This window comes from Gulosibacter molinativorax (assembly GCF_003010915.2).
Taxonomy (GTDB): Bacteria; Actinomycetota; Actinomycetes; order Actinomycetales; family Microbacteriaceae; genus Gulosibacter; species Gulosibacter molinativorax.
The window spans coordinates 3,373,962-3,390,801 of the sequence record NZ_CP028426.1; the positions used below are offsets into that span (position 1 = coordinate 3,373,962).

Consider the following 16,840-nt stretch of genomic DNA (forward strand, 5'->3'; position numbering starts at 1 on the left):
TGCCCCGGCCGACCTAGCGGTCGCCCTTCGGCGAGAAGAAGTGGGAGACCAGACGGCCCACGACGTTGAAGAGAATGACGATGATAAGGAGCATGAGCGCGCCACCCCAAGCGAGCATTTCACCCTCGGCGGTACCAAACTTCCACTGCTGGTACACGAAGGTCGGTAGCGCCGACATCTGGCCCGAGAAGAGGTTTGCGTTCATGTTGATCGTCATACCCGCCGCGACCATGAGCGGCGCGGTTTCACCGATGACACGCGCGATTGCGAGCAGCACACCGGTAACGAGGCCGGCAAGAGCGGTGGGGAGCACGATCTTTGCGATAGTGCGCCACTTCGTCACGCCGAGTGCGTAGGACGCTTCACGGAGGTCCATCGGCACGAGGCGGAGCATCTCTTCAGCGGATCGAACGACGGTCGGGATCATCAGCACGAGGAGCGCGATCGCACCCGCGAAACCGGAGTTCACGCGCGTCGTGTCACCGCCCGTGGCCTGCGTCACCATCATGAACAGGGCGAACGCGAACAGACCGGCAACGATCGACGGAATACCCGTCATGACGTCGACAAAGAAGTTGATTGCCTTCGACAGCCAGTTGCCGTTGCCGTATTCGACGAGGTAGATCGCGGTAAAGATACCGATCGGGACTGCGATGATGCTGGTCGCCAGCGTGATCAGTAGAGTACCGACAATTGCGTGGAGCGCACCGCGCTGGCCAGGCGTCGCTGCGTCGTTCGTGAAGAAGTTGGCCGAGGTCACACCTTCCCAACCGTTGACGACGAGCGTGAACAGGAGTGACAGCAGCGGGATCATCGCAAGGACGAAGGCCGTCGTAACGCCGCCAGTGACGAGGCGGTTTGTTGCCTGGCGGGGGCCTTCCACGGCGCGCGAGATCGACCAGATAGCAATGAGGTAGAGCACCGCACCGAGTGCGAGCCAGCCACCCCAGTTGAAATTGATTGTGACCTTACCGCTGCGCTCCACGACCGTGAGGAATGGTTCGCCAGTCGACAGCCAGATGATCAAGAACAGTACGAACGATACGGCGAACGAGGCGATGAGAATCGCCGGGCCATGCCAGGGCTGGAGCTGCCCGGCGGTGAGCGCACTGTCCGTGCGCTTGGCCGTCTGAGAAGAAGTCTGCGTAGTAGTAGTCATGTCCTTGTCCCTACTTCTTCGTCTTCGCGATGATCCAGCGGCCGATCGAGTTGACCGCGAGCGTGATCGCGAACAACACGAGACCACCTGCGATGAGGGTGTTCGAGTTCATTCCGGAGGCCTCCGGGTACTGGTTCGCGATCTGTCCCGCGATGGTTTGCGAGTTTTGCGAGGTCAGCAGCTGGAACGTCACGAGGCCGGACGCGGAGAGCACCATTGCCACGGCCATCGTCTCGCCGAGGGCTCGGCCGAGGGCCAGGATGGAGGATGCGAAGATACCGGATCGTGCGTAGGGGAAGACCGCCTGCTGCACCATTTCCCAGCGCGTGGCGCCAAGTGCCAGCGAGGCTTCCTCGTGAAGACGCGGGGTCTGGAGGAAGATTTCGCGGGTGAGCGACGTGATGATCGGCAGGATCATGATCGCGAGGACAATCACCGCGGTCATCATGTTGCGGCCACTCGCGAGCGGGGTACCCGAGAAGAGTGGGAACCACTGCAGGTAAGTGCCCAGCCACTGGTAGAGCGGGCCGGCGATTGGTGCGAACACCAGGATGCCCCAGAGACCGAAGACTACGGAAGGCACGGCCGCGAGCATGTCGATCACGAAGCCGAATGCACCCTGGAACTTCTTGTCCGAGAAGTGGCTGATGAACAGCGCGACGGAGAGGCCAACGGGGATTGCGATCAGCATGGCAAGCAGCGAGGACCAGATCGTACCGAAGACAAGCGGTCCGATGTAGCCCCAGAAGTTACCGTTGTTCGCGCGGAAGGTGTCCGAGTGGCTTTCTGTGTCCACCGGCGTCACGATGGCGGGAAGGCCCTGGGCAAGGAGAAAGATGAACACCGCGGCGAGAATCGCGAGGATCAGTGAGCCGGATGTCGTCGAAATGGTCTGGAATACGGTGTCACCGATGCGCCGAACGGAGGACCGAGACGATTTGGGCGCCTCGGGAGTTTTCGTCACGGAGTCAGTACTCGTCATCGGACAAGCCTTCCTAAAGTACGGGGTGGGAATTGCTCACCGGTAGGTGAACAAATGGGTGGTAAAACTCACGATGCCCGGTACCGGCGGAATTCGCTCGGCACCGGGCACGGATGGAGTCCCTGTTCAGTGGAAACTCCAGGACTGCGAGGTAGTCCTACTACTGGATCGCGTCGATCGCGGTCTGAACCTGCGTACGCAGTTCGTCCGAGAGCGGAGCGTTCTGGGCTGCAGCAACGGCTGCATCCTGACCCTCGGCGCTGACAACGTAGCTGAAGTACGCCTTGACGAGCTCAGCCTTCGCGTCGTCCTGGTAGTCGTGGCAGCCGACGAGGTACGAGACGAGAACGATCGGGTAGCCACCCTCAACGCCGGTGTAGTCGAGGTCGTAGACGACGTCGGTCTCGGCGCGACCCTCTTCGAGCGGCGAGCCAGCAACAACTGCTGCAGCGGCCTCAGGGGTGTACTCAACGAAGCCTTCACCCGACTTGATTGCAGCAACCTGAAGGTCGGCAGCCTGCGAAGCGTCGAGGTAGCCGATCGAACCTTCACCAGCCGAGATAGCGGCAGCAACGCCGGCGGTCTGCTGTGCAGCCTCGCCACCGAGGTCGGCCGGGAACTCGTCCTCGGTGCCGAAGGTCCACGCCTCGGGAGCTGCGGACTCGAGGTAGGAGAGGAAGTTACCGGTCGTACCCGAAGCGTCACCGCGGTGTACCGCGTTGATCGCGGTGTCGGGGAGTTCGGTGTCCGGGTTCAGCTCGGCGATGGCCGGGTCGTTCCAGGTGGTGATCTCGCCAGCGAAGATCTGCGAGATGACGGTTGCGTCGAGGTTCAGTGCGTCAACCGAGGGGAGGTTGTAGGCAACCGCGATCGGCGAGATGTATGCGGGGAACTCGACCAGGTCGGTGCCCTCGGCGCAGAGCGGGAAGGTCTCCGACTCGATCTCGTCGAGCTTGAACGCGCGGTCCGAACCGATGAAGTCCGAGGTGCCGGCGACGAAGTTGTCGCGGCCGGTACCCGAACCGGTAGCGGTGTAGTTGACGGTGACGTCGGCCTCAACGGCCTTGAATCCGGGAACCCAGCCGTTGAGCTGAGCGAGTTCCTGCGACGATGCGCCGGTGGCGTTGAGCTCGCCAGAGAGGCTACCCGAAGCGGCAGCGCCGTCGGTAGCACCCGAGGCGGGGTCAGTGGTCGAGGCCGTGTCGCCACCGCCGGCGCAGCCAGCGAGTGCGAGTGCGGCAATGGCGGTCATGGCAACCGAGGTGCCAACGCGCGAAAGCTTCATTAAAGTTTCCTCCATTAAGAAACGTTGCTGAGAATCTGATTGGATTCGGGAGCGAATTTATGGGGAGAGGGTGACGCGCGGGCGCTTAAAAGGTGAACGCAGGGTAAACGGCGGGCGGAACTTCCTTATATTTCCATGGGACTCGGGCCCTAAATCAGCGGGCCAAATGTTTCGGCCGCAACTAATTCGAGACCGAGGTCGGCCTTCCTCACGTGAAAGATCGATGCCTCGGCGGTTGAGAGCAGCGCTCGCCTCGCCAAATCGTGCGCGGATGTGCGGGTGAGTTGGGCCACGGCAGCGACGAGCTCAGGCATGACCGGGGAGTGACTGCAGAAGACGGTACCGACGCCGGGTGCGATGGCCTCGGCCACGAGGTCGCGTATTTCGCCGTCAAGCGGCGCCGCCGACTGCGACAGGATTCGGGTGCTCTCCGGTACGATCGCCGCGGCTTGCGCGAATGGTGCGACGGTGGCTCGGCACCGGACCGCCGTCGAGGTGACGAGAGCCACAGGGGCGTAGGACTCGAGGATGGGAACGATCTGCGCCGACTGTGCCTGGCCACGCGCGGTCAACGGCCGGGTCTCATCCTCGCCGGTCCACGCGTGGCTCGCGACCGCCTTAGCGTGCCGAAGCAGAATCACGGGAAAGGTGCGTGCCCGGCCAAGGCGGGCGAGCTCGCGAAACTCGCCGATAAGTTCACGATCGCGCACATAGGTGAGCTCTTGTTCGGCACGATCAAGCGACATCCATTCGAGCCGATCGACCTCGTCATTCGGCTCGAACTTGTGGCCTTCCCACTGGTCGCGAGTTACCTCGCAGGCCCAGTAGTGGACCTCCTTTGGTCGGCCGCCCGGAAGCTCGTATTCGACGAGGCTCAGCGGCACGCCGAGTGCCACGCGGAAGCCGGTCTCCTCCCACACCTCCCGGGCCGCTGTCTCCGGGAGCGTTTCATCGTCATCCACCTTCCCCTTTGGCAGCGAGTAGTCGCCGTGGAAGGAGCGGTGGATGACGAGCGTTTCGATCTCATCCCCGTCTTGCCGCCAGACGAGCGCGCCGGCGGCGTAGACGGGGGAGTCGTGGGTCTGCGAGGAAGTCACCCTGTGATTATTGCAGCGCGGTGACTAGCGGAGCGTGTACCGGCGCGGACGTGCGGCGGTGCGGCGCATGACCTCGTTGTGGACGTCGGTGAGCGGCTCGCCCTGGTCGCTGACGTGGTGACGCGTCCAAGTCTCGTCCGAGTTGAGGTGCCAGGTCGCGGAATCATCGGACATACCGAGGTCGAACAGCTCCGTGACGGTCCGGAGGTGGTCCGGGTCCGTCAGCCGGACGAGGGCCTCGATACGACGGTCGAGGTTGCGGTGCATCATGTCCGCCGAGCCGATGTAGATCTGCGTGTCGCCGCCGTTGTGAAAGCTGAACAGGCGCGAGTGCTCGAGGTTGCGACCAACGACGGAGCGGACGCGGATGTTCTCGCTCAGGCCAGGGACGCCGGGGCGCACGCTGCAGATACCGCGGACCCAGATGTCGACCGGCACGCCCGCCTGGCTTGCTTCGTAGAGCGCGTCCGTCAGCTCCTCATCCACCATCGAGTTGACCTTGATGCGGATGCGGCTGGGCTCTCCCCGAAGCGCGGCGTCGCGTTCGTTGCGGATGAGTTGGAGCAGGCCCGGGCGCAGGTGCAGGGGCGCGACGAGGAGGCGCTTGAAGTCGCGCTCGATCGCATACCCCGAGAGCTGGTTGAACAGGCGGGTGATGTCGCCCGAGACCTCTTCGTCATCGGTGAAGAGCCCGAGGTCCTCGTAGATGCGCGAGGTCTTCGGGTTGTAGTTACCCGTGCCGATGTGGTTGTAGATGTGGAGGTGGCCTTCCTCCTTGCGAATCACCTGCAGCAGCTTGCAGTGCGTCTTGAGCCCGACGAGACCGTAGACAACGTGCACGCCAGCCTTTTCGAGCTTGCGCGCCCAGACGATGTTGTTCTGCTCGTCGAAGCGGGCCTTGATCTCGACGAGGGCGAGGACCTGCTTGCCCGACTCCGCTGCCTTGATCAGCGACGCGATGATCGGGGAGTCACCCGATGTGCGGTACAGCGTCTGCTTGATCGCGAGCACGTCGGGGTCGTTGGCGGCCTGCTCGATGAATGCCTGCACGCTCGTCGAGAACGATTCGTACGGGTGGTGCACAAGGACGTCACGCTCGGCGATCGCGCGGAAGATGTCGGGCTCTTCGTCGGAGTCCGAGGTGCGGAACTCCGCGACGGTAACGGGGATCTGCGGCGTGTACTTCAGGTCGGGGCGGTTGACCTTCCCCAGCGCGAAGAGCGCGCTGAGGTCGAGCGGGCCGGGGAGGATCGTGACCTCGTCATTGGTGATGTCGAGCTCGGCCTTGAGGATCTCGAGCGTCTCGTCGTCCATGTCGTCCGAGGCCTCGAGCCGGATTGGCGGACCAAAGCGGCGGCGCAGGAGCTCCTTCTCGAGCGCCTGCAGCAGGTTCTCCGTCTCGTCCTCTTCGATCAGCATGTCCTCGTTACGGGTCACGCGGAAGGCGTGGTGGTCCACGACCTCCATGCCGGGGAACAGCGAGTCGAGGTGCTGGGCGATGAGGTCCTCGAGCAGGATGTACCAGGTCTCACCATCGGGCGCGTCGAGCTCGTAGAGACGGGGGAGCACCGGCGGCACCTTGAGGCGGGCGAATTCGATCTTGCCGCTGAGCGGGTTCTTCACCCGCACGGAGAAGTTGAGCGACAGGCCCGAAATATAGGGGAACGGGTGGGCGGGGTCGACCGCGAGCGGCATGAGGACCGGGAAGATCTGCGTCGAGAAGATATCGGTCAGACGCTCCTGCTGGCTGCCGTCGAGCTCATCCCAACCGAGGATGTGGATTCCCTCGTTCGCGAGCGCCGGGCGAACCTCGTTGCTGAACACCCGCGCGTGACGCAGTTGCAGGTCGCGTGCCTTGGATCGAATCTGGCGCAGGATCTCGCGTGCGGGCACACCCGCGGGAGTGGGCTGGTCGAGCCCGGTGTCAATGCGGCGCTTGAGGCCCGCGACACGCACCATGAACCACTCGTCGAGGTTCGAGGGGAAGATGGCGAGGAAGTTGGTTCGTTCGAGCAGAGGTACCTCCGCCGCTTCACCGAGCTCGAGGACGCGCTGGTTGAAGGCGAGCCAGCTGAGCTCGCGGTCAATGTAGCGGTCTAGCCCAAATTCGGTGACGGGGGTGATCGAGGCCTGGTCCATGGCGGGGATCCTTTCAAGCACGCGACGAGTTGGCGTGAAGGTTGGCAATGACACGAATGCGGACCCTATTCTCGACTAAGTCGCGAGTAGTTCACAGACTCTGGAATAGCGGATGCAGATTAACGGTTGGCGCGGTACTGCACGTCGACCGTTCGCTCGGAATAGCCGAGACGGCGGTAGAGGGCGACGGCGCGTTCATTCTCACCGTCCACGTAGAGCGCGACTGTCGCTACACCGCGCTCGCGAAGGCGGCGCTCACCAGCCTGCATGAGCGCCGTACCGTAGCCGTGACCCGCTGCCTTTGCAGCGACACCGATGACGTAAATCTCGCCCTCCTCCGGAGTGACCTTGAGCCAGTTGTAGCCCAGCATCTCGCCGCGCTCCGATTCGAGGATGAGAAAGTTCTCCGTGTCGAACCAGTCTTGAGCGATGCGCGCGTCGAGATCTGCCAACTGCAGTGCGCCCTGCTCGGGGTGAGTCGCGAATACCTGTGCGTTCAGCGCGATCCAGTCTTCGCCGTCCCGCGCCCGCTCGAAGGGGCGGATGCGTTCGCCGTTTTCGAGCGTTGGCTCGGCGATGTCCTCGTTGAGCGGTTTCTCGAGCTGGTACAGCGTTCGGACATTCGCGAAGCCCTGCGCGCCCGCGAGCTGTTGAGCGCCGGGGAGGTTGCCGTGCGCCCAAAGCTGGAGCGCGCCATTGCCGCTTTCGCGCGCGTAATTGCGGAGAGTCTGCAGCAACTGGCTGCCGAGGCCGCGGCCGCGAAGTTGAGGATGCACGGCCAGCTCGCTCTCGAGTGTCCCGTCCTCGAGTCGGTGGCTCAGTGCCAATGCGGCAAGCTGGTCTTCGATCTCGATCGTGTGGGCCTCGCGCTTGTCGAGGTTGAGCGCCGTGTCCTCGTTAAACGCGGCCACGCCATCCGTCAGCTCGACCGCTCGGGCGAATTCCGGGAACTCGCGGGTGATCGTTCCGCCGTCTACTGCTTTTACAGGCATTGCCGCATCCTCTCGTCGACATCCCTGCGCTGGGACGTTCGCTCCCAACCTTACAAAGGAGCGCATCCACAATGGCTCCGATGCGGCATACTGGTCGAATGACCCGCGAACGGCTGAGCATTGGTGTGATCTGGCTCGCGGCAGCGGTCGCTGCTGTGGGCATCGGGTTGCTCGCGGATCCGGATCGCCAACTCGCGTGGGTGCCGATCGCCATGCTGATGCTCGTATTCGCCACGGCACTCATTCAGCTCGGGAGCGCCGAGCCGCGAGGATTCATCCACCGTATGTCGCTGAGCCTGAGCGGTGCCGCAGTGATTCTCGCCATCGCGTCACTCGTGTTTTTCCTCCTCGGCGGGCACGCGGTCATTACGCTCTAGCGCTCGAGCTGCCGCGCGGGCTACGGCACGGGCACGCGCAAACCTTCCGCGAAATCCGGGTAAGGTGGTGGCCATGGAAATGTTTTTCGAGATCCTGTTCATGGGCCTTCTCGGTGCCGCCATGGTTGGCATCCTCGGTACGGCCGTCGTCGTTCTTCGCCGACTCTTCAAGGGCCAGGCCTAGCCTCACTGCCCGGGGAGTTTCCCTTGGTATTCGCCTCGCATGATTGAGATCCCGGTCGGCCTGCAGCCCGAACTCGTGCCGATGTATTGGCTCATCGGTACGTGGGAGGGCACGGGCATGGTCGAATACGCCGTCGATGGCGAGATGCGCAAGCATCCCTTTCGCCAGCGAGTCACGTTCCGGCATGACGACCTTCCGTTCCTCGAGTACCAGTCCAACGTCTGGCTGCTTGACGAAGAGACGGACGAGGCGTCGCCGCTGACTTCCGAGACGGGGTTCTGGCGACTGTCGCGTCCGCGAGACGCGGGCGACGTTGGGCCGGGCTTCTTGCCACCGACCGAGCCGCCGACGTTTAATAATGCGGATGCCGTCGAAACGCTTCGCAATGATCAAGACGGCTTCGATCTTGAGGTCTCGCTCGTCCATCCGACCGGGGTGGCCGAGCACTACTACGGCGTTATTCGCGGGCCGCGCGTCGATCTGGCCACCGATGGCATCCTGAGCTCGAAGAACGCGGAAGACTATCGGGCCGCGACGCGCATGTATGGTCTTGTCAACGGCAAGATGTTCTGGCTCTGGAACATTAAGGCGCTCGGCCAGGAGCTCGCGACGCACGCATCCGCTGAGCTCGCGCGCGTCGAGCCAGCAGCGAGCTGAGCGTAGTGTCGAGCCCACAGCGAGCTGAGCGCAAGTAGGCGCCCGCGGGTCGGGCGCAGATTGAGAGTGTGGCTGTGAAGATTTCCGAATCCCCCTTCCTCGGGCTGCCTGGCGCGGTTGCCGCGGCCGCACCAGATGCGGGCGTCGCCGCACACTACGGCGGAACACCGCTTCGCGAACAGCGACAGCTTGCCCGCGGGCTCGCGATCGTCGACTGCTCGCACCTCGGCATCATCGAGGTGTCGGGCGAAGACCGGCTCACGTGGATCGACTCGCTCACGACCCAGTCGATCGCGAACATCCAGCCCGGCGAAAGCGCGGAAAACCTGCTCTTGAGCCCCCAAGGGCGGATCGAGTTCGCCTTCGGCATGCTTGACGATGGCGCCTCCACGTGGCTCATTTCCGAGCCCGATCTCGCTGCGGGGCTCGCCGAATGGCTGCACAAGATGCGCTTCCGGATGCGCGTGGTCGTCACGGATCGCTCGGCGGATCTCTTCGCGATCGGGACGCTTGGCGCGCAGGACCTCGGGGCAGTCGCCCCGGGTGGCGTGCCGCTCGTGTGGCACGACCCGTGGACCACCGGAGTCGAGGGTGCCGTGAGCTACGCCGCGATCGACCCGGCCGAGCATCCCGGTCACGATTTCGGGCTGTCGCTGCACCTTGTGGATGCGGCAGGTCGCGAGGCGCTCGTCGAACGGGTGCGATCGGGCGAGCTCGAGGCCGCCGGAGCGATGGCGCTCAACGGCCTGCGGGTTGCAGCATGGCGGCCGCGGCAGGCGTACGAGTTCGACGATCGGATCATCCCACACGAGCTCGACCTCTTGCGCTCTGCCGTGCATCTGAATAAGGGCTGCTATCGCGGCCAGGAAACCATCGCGAAGGTCCACAACCTCGGCCACCCGCCACGTCGGCTCGTGCAGCTCGACCTCGAGGGCACGGACGGGCGGCTGCCCGCGAAGGGCGCGCTCGTGCACCTCGGGAGCGACCCCGATGGGAAGCCGGTCGGGCGGGTGACGAGCGCCGTCATGCACTACGAGTCGGGGCCAATTGCGCTCGCGCTGCTAAAGCGCGCCGTGGACCCGACGGCCGAGCTCGTCGTTGAACTCAGCGAAAACGTTTCGCCCGTCGAGGACGTGCAGCCGGATGCGGTCGAGGAGTCACCGATCGAGCGGCTCGCGGCCTTCCAGACCGTGATCGTGAGCCCCGAATCGGGGCGCGCCGTGAGCATCCCGCGAGGCCTGCGCCGCAAGTAGCGTCGGCGCCGCCTTTCGATACGTCGCTTCGCGACTACTCAAGGCGCGTGCGCGCTTTCGCTCGTTGAGTAGCGCCCGCAGGGCGCGCATCGAAATGAGCAAAGTGCGGGCCAAATGTCATGCGGTTTCCATGACATTTGGCCGAGGCAAACATGGCATCCGCGGGCCATGCTTGAGGTATGAACACGCCAGTCGTCCAAGTCACCTCAGTCGAGAAGGCGTTCAACGGCACGGGGCCAAACCCCGTCCACGCCGTTGCCGGTGTCGACCTCACAATCCACCGCGGCGAAATTATCGCGCTCCTGGGCAGCAATGGCGCGGGCAAGACCACGCTGCTCGACATGATCCTGGGCCTCACCACACCGACAAAGGGCGAAATCTCGCTCTTCGGCGCCTCGCCGGGCGACGCCGTGGCCGCGGGCCAGATCGCCGCGGTGCTGCAATCGGGCGGCCTCCTCGGCGACCTCACGGTGGGGGAGACGGTCCGGATGATTTCGCACCTCTACCCACACTCCCTCGCGCCCGAAGAGGCCATGAAACGGGCGGGAATCCGCGAGCTCGCGAATCGCCGAGTGTCCAAGTGCTCGGGCGGCGAGCAGCAGCGCCTGCGCTTCGCGCTCGCGCTCTTGCCCGAACCGGAACTGCTCGTGCTCGACGAACCAACCGCCGGGATGGACGTCAACGCGCGGCGGGACTTCTGGGCCACCATGAGCAAAGAGGCGCGCGACGGTCGCACGATCATCTTCGCGACGCACTATCTCCAAGAAGCGGATGACTTCGCCGAGCGAATCGTGATGGTGCACCACGGGGTCATCGTCGCCGACGGCCCGGTCGCACAGATCCGCGCGCTGACGGGAAGAAAGCATGTCTCCGTCGAGTGGCCGGATGCCTCCGACGCCGATCTCGCGGGAATTCCGGGCACCGAGGAACTGAAGCGCTCCGGGTCGCGCATCCAATTTGTGACGAGTGACTCGGACACTGCCGCGCGATTCCTCCTGAACACCAGCGCCCGAAACCTCGAAATCACCGCGGCAGGCCTCGACAGCGTATTCACCAACCTCACCACGGAAGAAGCACGATCATGAGCAGCGCACCCACAACGAGCCGCGCATCCACGCCGAACAATCTCTCACGGACGGTGAACCTGGCCTACACCGGGTTCGATTTACGGCGAAACGTACGCATGTACGGCAACCTCGTTTTCATCGTCGGCCTCCCGGTCGCGATGTTCGTGATCTTCGGCGGCATGCAGTCCTACTCGGAAATTGAGCTGTGGAATGGTCGCGGTAACGTTTCGGCCCAGATCATGGTGGCGATGGCGGCCTACGGCGCGGTTATGGCGACCTCGGGACTGGCAGGCACCGCGGCCGTCGAGCTCCAACAGGGCTGGGGGCGGCAGCTCGGGCTCACGCCATTTACTCGTGGCGGTTACGTGCTGAGCAAGACGATCGTCGCGCTCGCGCTCGCGGTCCTCCCCATCCTGTCGGTCTACCTTGCGGGCGTTCTGCTTAACGCGCGGATGGACGGCTGGCTGTGGCCTGCCACCGCCCCGCTCATCCTCGTGGGCGGCATCGTATTTGCCCTCTACGGACTCGCGTTCGGGCTCTTCTTCCGCAGTGAAAGTGCGGTTGGCGCGTCAAGCGGGCTGATTGTCATCCTGATGTTCCTCGGAAACGCGTTCGTGCCGCTGTCGGGCTTCCTCCTCGATCTTGCGCCGTTCACCCCGGTTTGGGGCGTCATGCAGCTCGCTCTGTGGCCGCTCAACGAGGGGATGGGGATGGACCCGGATGCGGCCAGCGGCGTGATCGAATACGCGCTGTGGCAGCCACTGCTGAATATCGCGGTGTGGTCGGCGATCTTTGGTGTCGTCGCCCTGATCGGGGCGCGTCGGGGCACCTCGCGACGTTAGATTGGCGATATGGGCACGACACCGGGCATGACACCGGGCGCAACACGCGGTGCGACAGCCGGCGCGACACGGGTCACGGAGACTGAGCGGGGTGAGCAGCGCAATGCTCGCCTCGCCAGCCTTCGTTATTCGAGCGTCTGGCTCGTCTTTCTTGCTATCCCGGCCATTCTTGTCGCTCTCACCTCCGATGCGGGGCCGTTCTGGGACTGGATCGCATACGGAGCGCTTGCTGCCTTCGGCGCGGTCTACCTCTGCGGCTTCGTGTTCGTTCCCCGCGAGGAAATGCTGAGCGAGTCGAATCCTTGGCCGCGCTGGGGATGGTTCGTGTTGATTCTGCTGGCGCTTGTCGCACTGGCGGCGCTGATGCTGCCCGCTCTGGGCCTCAACGTGTTTGCGCTCTCGCCCTATTTCGCGGGATACGGCCTGTTCCTCTTACCGCTGCGGCCGGGGTTGGTCTGGTTCGCGCTGGTGGCCGTGGTGACAGGGGGGCTCGTATGGCTCATCCTCGGACATGTCGACTTCGGTGCTGTGACGGGGCCCGTGATCGCGAATAGCTTCGTCGTGATCGTGCGCCTGGTGTTCGCGTGGACCGCGACGGAAGAACGCACTCGGGTCGAGCTCGCCGCGGTGCAGGAGCGCGCAGAGGTGTCTCGCGACGTGCACGACATCCTGGGCCACACGCTCACCGTGATCGCGCTGAAAACGCAGCTCGCGAGACGCACCCTTCGCGAAGATCCGGCGCGGGCGGAAACCGAACTGGATGAGGTGCTCGCGCACACCCAGACCGCGCTCGACGAGGTGCGGGCCACCGTCGGCCGACTGCGTACTCCCGAGCTCGCAGCGCAGCTGGCCGCGGCCAAGACGGCACTCGCGACGAAGGACATCCGCCTCGTCGTTCGCGGCAGCAGCGACGACGTGGCGGTCGAACACCGAGCGCTCTTCGCGTGGGCGATTCGCGAGGGCGTGACCAATATCGTGCGGCATTCCGGGGCAACCACGTGCACCGTGACGCTGTCGCGACATGCGCTCGTGGTTCACGACGATGGCATCGGCATGGCGGCGGCCGAGGGTAACGGGCTCTCGGGGCTCCGACGGAGGACCGAAGATGCGGGAGGGAAACTGACGCTCGAGGGCGTGGATGGCCGGGGAACGACGCTGGAGGTGAGGTTCGCGTGACCGATACCATTCGCATTCTGATTGCTGACGACCAGGACCTCGTGCGAGGAGCGCTCGCCGCCCTCCTGTCGATGGAGCCCGATCTCGAGGTGGTAGCGCAAGCGGGGCGCGGGGACGAGGTGCTCGCGCTCGTGCGCGAATTTGACGTCGATGTTGCGCTGCTCGATATCGAGATGCCGGGGGCGAACGGTATCGACGTTGCCGAGGCGCTCCGTGACGCGGGGATCCCCACCCGTGCCCTCATCGTCACCACGTTCGGTCGGCCCGGGTACCTCCGGCGTGCCATGGCGGCCGGGGCGGCGGGATTCGTGGTCAAGGACACTCCCGCCGAACAGCTCGCGGATGCGGTGCGTGCCGTCTTCCGGGGAGAGCGCGTGGTCGATCCCGCGCTCGCCGCCGAGACACTTGATTTCGGGGTGAATCCGCTGACGGGCAGGGAGATGGATGTGCTGAACGCTGCGCGCGACGGCAGCTCGGTGCGAGAGATCGCCAAGAAGCTCATGCTCTCGGGCGGAACCGTGCGCAATCACCTCTCCTCGGCGATGGGCAAGACCGGGGCGGCGAACCGCGCGGAGGCCGTCCACATCGCGCTCGAACGCGGCTGGCTGCTCGAATAGGGCCGGGGAGTTCGGCCCTCGCTTCCGAGGAATTCATTTACCTAGTGCCGTCTAAGCTGGTGGCATGAACGCACCGCTGACGCTCATCCTGGTTCGCCACGGCCAGAGCGAATGGAATGAAAAGAACCTGTTCACCGGATGGGTGGACGTAGACCTGACTGAAAAGGGCCGTGCCGAAGCGGTTCGTGCTGGGGAGCTCCTGCGCGAAGCGGGTCTCGCCCCGGACATCCTCTACACCTCCCGACTCACCCGCGCGATTGATACCGCGAACATCGCGCTCAAGACCGCAGGCCGCGGCTGGATCGACGTCAAGCGCGACTGGCGACTCAACGAACGCCACTACGGCGCCCTGCAGGGCAAGGACAAGGCCCAGATCCGCGATGAGTTCGGCGAAGAGCAATTCATGACCTGGCGCCGTTCCTACGACACACCGCCGCCGCAGCTCGCCGATGACAGCGAGTGGTCGCAGGTGAACGACCCGCGCTACGCCGGCCTTGGCGACGAGCTGCCCCGCACCGAGTGCCTCAAGGACGTGCTCGAGCGCCTGCTGCCGTACTGGGAGTCTGACATTTCGCAGGATCTTCGCGCTGGCAAGACCGTCCTCGTGGCGGCGCACGGCAACTCGCTGCGCGCACTCGTGAAGCACCTCGACGGCATTTCAGACGACGACATCTCGAGCCTCAACATCCCTACCGGTATTCCGCTCGTGTACAAGCTCGACGCGGAGACGCTCCAGCCGGTCGAGCCTGCAGCGTACCTCGACCCCGAGGCTGCCGCGGCCGGCGCCGCAGCCGTCGCGAGCCAGGGCGAGAAGAAGTAGCCACTGAAGTACAAGCACCACCCTAGCTAGCAACGTAGAACGCCCCAGCCAATTGGCTGGGGCGTTCTACGTGTGTCGACGGAGCGTCGAGTGACTACTCGCCCGGCTCGATGTCCTCGATTGAGCCTTCCTGCATGTAGCGCATGCGGCGGGCGATGCTCACCGCGTGGTCCGAGAAGCGCTCGAAGTAGCGGTTCGCGAGGGTCGCGTCAACGATCTGGGATGCGGGGATGTCGCCAGCCTGCTCGTGCTGGGTGAGAAACTCGAGCACCTCCTTGTGGATGGCGTCGACCGCGTCGTCTGCTTCGATGATTTCGTCGATGAGGTCCGACTCTTCGGTCTCGAGCAGGCGGACAACGCGCTCGGCCTGAGCGACGTCGAGCTCGCCGACGCGGGTGAACCGGTCGCGGAGGTCCGCGGGTGCCGAGGCCTCGGGGTAGCGGAGGCGGGCGAGCTGAGCGATGTGGGCGGCGAGGTCACCCATACGCTCGAGGGCAGCGGTGATTCGCATGGTCGCGACGATGAAGCGCAGGTCGCGCGCTACGGGCGACTGCATGAGGAGGATCTCCACGCCGAGGTCGTCGACTCGGAGCGTCGACTCGTCGATCTTGAGGTCATCACTGATGACCTGGTCGGCGAGCCCCACATCCGAGTGGTTGAAAGCCGCGGTCGCACGCGTAATTGCCGAGTGCACATCCTTTGAAATTGCAACGAGGCCGGACTGAACGTCGGCAAGTTCTTGCTGGAATACTTCGCGCATTGGCATCCTTTAGATATTTGCTGGGTGGAACTTAACAGCTTCCTTGAACCCTAGCGGTGAAGAACCGGGAATGTATCAGTGTGAGAACGTACGCGCGGGAGCTTTCCTCACGGTGTCCGGGCGGTAACCACTCGTTAACCTTCGTACGGCAATCGGCGGGCGTGGCCCTCATCTAGAGTTGCGTTATGACTTCGACAGCGGCCATTTATGCAAGTGTTGGTCTGGGCATTGTGGTCGGTCTCGTCATCGCGACGTTGGTCTATGTCATTCAACGTGCGCGCTCGGAGGCGGCCGCGAGCTCCCAGCCCGCGCTATCCAAAGACGTCGAAGAGGTTCTCGCCGCACTCCCGCAGATCGCGATCGTGTCCGATCCCTCGCATCAGGTGATCCGGGCGAGTTTTGGCGCGACTAACGCGGGGCTTGTGACCCGCAACGGGCGGCTCGCCTCGACCATCGTGCCGGTTGCGGCGAAAGCCTGGGAGAGTGAGCATCCGGTCGAGGCGACGAAGAAAGTGCCGCGCGGACCGTTCGGTTCAGCGGGGCTCGAGTACCGCCTCCGCTCGACGCGTCTCGCGCCCAGATTCATCCTGACGTTGGCCCAGGACGTGACCGAGTCGGTTCGGGTCGAGGCCGTTCGCCGCGATTTCGTGGCCAACGTATCGCACGAGCTGAAGACCCCGATCGGAGCGATCACGCTGCTCGCCGAGGCGGTGCAGGAAGCGGCGGACGACACCGAGCAGGTGCGCTATTTCGCGGGCCGGATGCTCATCGAAAGCGATCGACTGGGTCGCCTGACGCGTGAGCTCATCGACCTGAGCCGCTTGCAAGCCATGGACACCCTCGAAAACGCTGAGGTCGTGGACATGTCCGACGTCGTGCAGCAGGCGATCGACCTGACTCAGGTCCCCGCAAATGCCAAGAACATCCGGGTGCGTGCCAAGACGGTGTCGAACGCGCAGGTCTGGGGCGATGAGTCGTTCCTGCTGATGTGTGTGCAGAACCTGATCACGAATGCCATTACCTACTCTCCCGAGAATTCGAGCGTGGGCCTCGGGATGCGCATCGCCGACGACGCCATCGAAATCTCGGTGGCCGACCAGGGGATCGGCATCAGCCAGGAAGATCAACAGCGGATCTTCGAGCGCTTCTACCGGGTGGATGCTGCGCGCTCGCGCAATACCGGCGGCACGGGTCTCGGACTGAGCATCGTGCGGCACATCGTCGAGAACCACGGCGGCGAGATTCAGGTGTGGTCGAAGCCCGGTCAGGGATCGACCTTCACCGTCCGGCTGCCGCTACTCGAACCGACCCGGCAGGCGAGTGCGCTGCATGAATCGCAACAGACCGCGGCGATTCAGCTCCCGAAGAATTCGTCTGATCGGCGCTAAAGACTCCGTCCGTTCACCATTCGTTAGCCGTTCGTATGCACAATG

16 protein-coding genes are annotated in these 16,840 nt (G+C 64.2%); 9 read left to right on the top strand and 7 right to left on the bottom strand.

What is annotated here, in order from left to right; genetic code table 11:
* Positions 1 to 13 precede the first annotated feature (13 nt).
* The 6 genes from pstA to mshD form a co-directional block, all read right to left on the bottom strand.
* Positions 14 to 1,159, bottom strand: coding sequence for a phosphate ABC transporter permease PstA (pstA, locus tag GMOLON4_RS15655; protein ID WP_026935854.1), 1,146 nt, complete (start codon positions 1,157 to 1,159; stop codon positions 14 to 16).
* 10 nt (positions 1,160 to 1,169) lie between these two features.
* Positions 1,170 to 2,141: a phosphate ABC transporter permease subunit PstC gene (gene pstC / locus GMOLON4_RS15660; RefSeq protein ID WP_026935853.1), complete on the bottom strand. Its 972-nt coding sequence runs from the start codon at positions 2,139 to 2,141 to the stop codon at positions 1,170 to 1,172.
* Between the two features lie 160 nt (positions 2,142 to 2,301).
* Positions 2,302 to 3,426, bottom strand: coding sequence for a phosphate ABC transporter substrate-binding protein PstS (gene pstS, locus GMOLON4_RS15665; protein ID WP_026935852.1), 1,125 nt, complete (start codon positions 3,424 to 3,426; stop codon positions 2,302 to 2,304).
* A gap of 149 nt (positions 3,427 to 3,575) precedes the next feature.
* A complete protein-coding gene (locus GMOLON4_RS15670; RefSeq protein WP_026935851.1) occupies positions 3,576 to 4,523 on the bottom strand; it encodes an NUDIX hydrolase in 948 nt (315 codons plus the stop codon).
* 24 nt (positions 4,524 to 4,547) lie between these two features.
* A complete protein-coding gene (locus tag GMOLON4_RS15675; RefSeq protein WP_051266019.1) occupies positions 4,548 to 6,662 on the bottom strand; it encodes an RNA degradosome polyphosphate kinase in 2,115 nt (704 codons plus the stop codon).
* 119 nt (positions 6,663 to 6,781) lie between these two features.
* Positions 6,782 to 7,654, bottom strand: coding sequence for a mycothiol synthase (gene mshD / locus GMOLON4_RS15680; RefSeq protein ID WP_051266017.1), 873 nt, complete (start codon positions 7,652 to 7,654; stop codon positions 6,782 to 6,784).
* Positions 7,655 to 7,752: 98 nt separating this feature from the next.
* Here mshD and GMOLON4_RS15685 point away from each other — a divergent pair, with 98 nt between their 5' ends.
* The 8 genes from GMOLON4_RS15685 to GMOLON4_RS15720 all read left to right on the top strand — a co-directional run bounded on the left by GMOLON4_RS15685 (position 7,753) and on the right by GMOLON4_RS15720 (position 14,647).
* Complete coding sequence (locus GMOLON4_RS15685; RefSeq protein WP_146137429.1) at positions 7,753 to 8,031, top strand: hypothetical protein; 279 nt, start codon at positions 7,753 to 7,755, stop codon at positions 8,029 to 8,031.
* A gap of 223 nt (positions 8,032 to 8,254) precedes the next feature.
* Entirely contained in the window at positions 8,255 to 8,872 is a 618-nt protein-coding gene (locus tag GMOLON4_RS15690) for an FABP family protein (RefSeq protein ID WP_026935849.1), read from the top strand.
* A 74-nt stretch (positions 8,873 to 8,946) separates the two neighbouring features.
* A complete protein-coding gene (gene ygfZ / locus GMOLON4_RS15695; protein WP_245575337.1) occupies positions 8,947 to 10,125 on the top strand; it encodes a CAF17-like 4Fe-4S cluster assembly/insertion protein YgfZ in 1,179 nt (392 codons plus the stop codon).
* A 179-nt stretch (positions 10,126 to 10,304) separates the two neighbouring features.
* Complete coding sequence (locus GMOLON4_RS15700; RefSeq protein WP_026935847.1) at positions 10,305 to 11,210, top strand: ABC transporter ATP-binding protein; 906 nt, start codon at positions 10,305 to 10,307, stop codon at positions 11,208 to 11,210.
* On the top strand, positions 11,207 to 12,034 hold the full coding sequence (locus GMOLON4_RS15705; RefSeq protein ID WP_245575336.1) for an ABC transporter permease: 828 nt from the start codon (positions 11,207 to 11,209) through the stop codon (positions 12,032 to 12,034). The genes GMOLON4_RS15700 and GMOLON4_RS15705 overlap by 4 nt, the downstream gene beginning before the upstream one ends.
* A gap of 9 nt (positions 12,035 to 12,043) precedes the next feature.
* On the top strand, positions 12,044 to 13,210 hold the full coding sequence (locus GMOLON4_RS15710) for a sensor histidine kinase (protein WP_051266014.1): 1,167 nt from the start codon (positions 12,044 to 12,046) through the stop codon (positions 13,208 to 13,210).
* Entirely contained in the window at positions 13,207 to 13,827 is a 621-nt protein-coding gene (locus GMOLON4_RS15715) for a response regulator transcription factor (protein ID WP_026935845.1), read from the top strand. Before GMOLON4_RS15710 ends, GMOLON4_RS15715 begins: the two co-directional genes overlap by 4 nt.
* Before the next feature lie 64 nt (positions 13,828 to 13,891).
* Positions 13,892 to 14,647 carry a phosphoglyceromutase gene (locus GMOLON4_RS15720; protein WP_026935844.1) on the top strand — a complete coding sequence of 252 codons (756 nt, stop codon included), beginning with the start codon at positions 13,892 to 13,894 and terminating at the stop codon, positions 14,645 to 14,647.
* Between the two features lie 94 nt (positions 14,648 to 14,741).
* On the opposite strand, the gene phoU is transcribed toward GMOLON4_RS15720, so the two are convergent.
* Positions 14,742 to 15,407, bottom strand: coding sequence for a phosphate signaling complex protein PhoU (phoU, locus tag GMOLON4_RS15725; RefSeq protein ID WP_026935843.1), 666 nt, complete (start codon positions 15,405 to 15,407; stop codon positions 14,742 to 14,744).
* 185 nt (positions 15,408 to 15,592) lie between these two features.
* Between phoU and GMOLON4_RS15730 the strand changes: the two genes are divergently transcribed.
* Entirely contained in the window at positions 15,593 to 16,795 is a 1,203-nt protein-coding gene (locus GMOLON4_RS15730) for a sensor histidine kinase (protein WP_084147298.1), read from the top strand.
* Positions 16,796 to 16,840: the final 45 nt, after the last annotated feature.

Excerpts from the sequence above, each read along its gene's own strand:
- pstS (WP_026935852.1), bottom strand. The coding sequence starts at position 3,426 with ATGAAGCTTTCGCGCGTTGGCACCTCGGTTGCCATGACCGCCATTGCC.
- pstC (WP_026935853.1), bottom strand. The coding sequence starts at position 2,141 with ATGACGAGTACTGACTCCGTGACGAAAACTCCCGAGGCGCCCAAATCG.
- GMOLON4_RS15710 (WP_051266014.1), top strand. The coding sequence starts at position 12,044 with ATGGGCACGACACCGGGCATGACACCGGGCGCAACACGCGGTGCGACA.
- phoU (WP_026935843.1), bottom strand. The coding sequence starts at position 15,407 with ATGCGCGAAGTATTCCAGCAAGAACTTGCCGACGTTCAGTCCGGCCTC.
- GMOLON4_RS15730 (WP_084147298.1), top strand. The coding sequence starts at position 15,593 with ATGACTTCGACAGCGGCCATTTATGCAAGTGTTGGTCTGGGCATTGTG.
- GMOLON4_RS15720 (WP_026935844.1), top strand. The coding sequence starts at position 13,892 with ATGAACGCACCGCTGACGCTCATCCTGGTTCGCCACGGCCAGAGCGAA.
- GMOLON4_RS15690 (WP_026935849.1), top strand. The coding sequence starts at position 8,255 with ATGATTGAGATCCCGGTCGGCCTGCAGCCCGAACTCGTGCCGATGTAT.
- mshD (WP_051266017.1), bottom strand. The coding sequence starts at position 7,654 with ATGCCTGTAAAAGCAGTAGACGGCGGAACGATCACCCGCGAGTTCCCG.
- pstA (WP_026935854.1), bottom strand. The coding sequence starts at position 1,159 with ATGACTACTACTACGCAGACTTCTTCTCAGACGGCCAAGCGCACGGAC.
- GMOLON4_RS15685 (WP_146137429.1), top strand. The coding sequence starts at position 7,753 with ATGACCCGCGAACGGCTGAGCATTGGTGTGATCTGGCTCGCGGCAGCG.
- GMOLON4_RS15700 (WP_026935847.1), top strand. The coding sequence starts at position 10,305 with ATGAACACGCCAGTCGTCCAAGTCACCTCAGTCGAGAAGGCGTTCAAC.
- GMOLON4_RS15675 (WP_051266019.1), bottom strand. The coding sequence starts at position 6,662 with ATGGACCAGGCCTCGATCACCCCCGTCACCGAATTTGGGCTAGACCGC.
- GMOLON4_RS15705 (WP_245575336.1), top strand. The coding sequence starts at position 11,207 with ATGAGCAGCGCACCCACAACGAGCCGCGCATCCACGCCGAACAATCTC.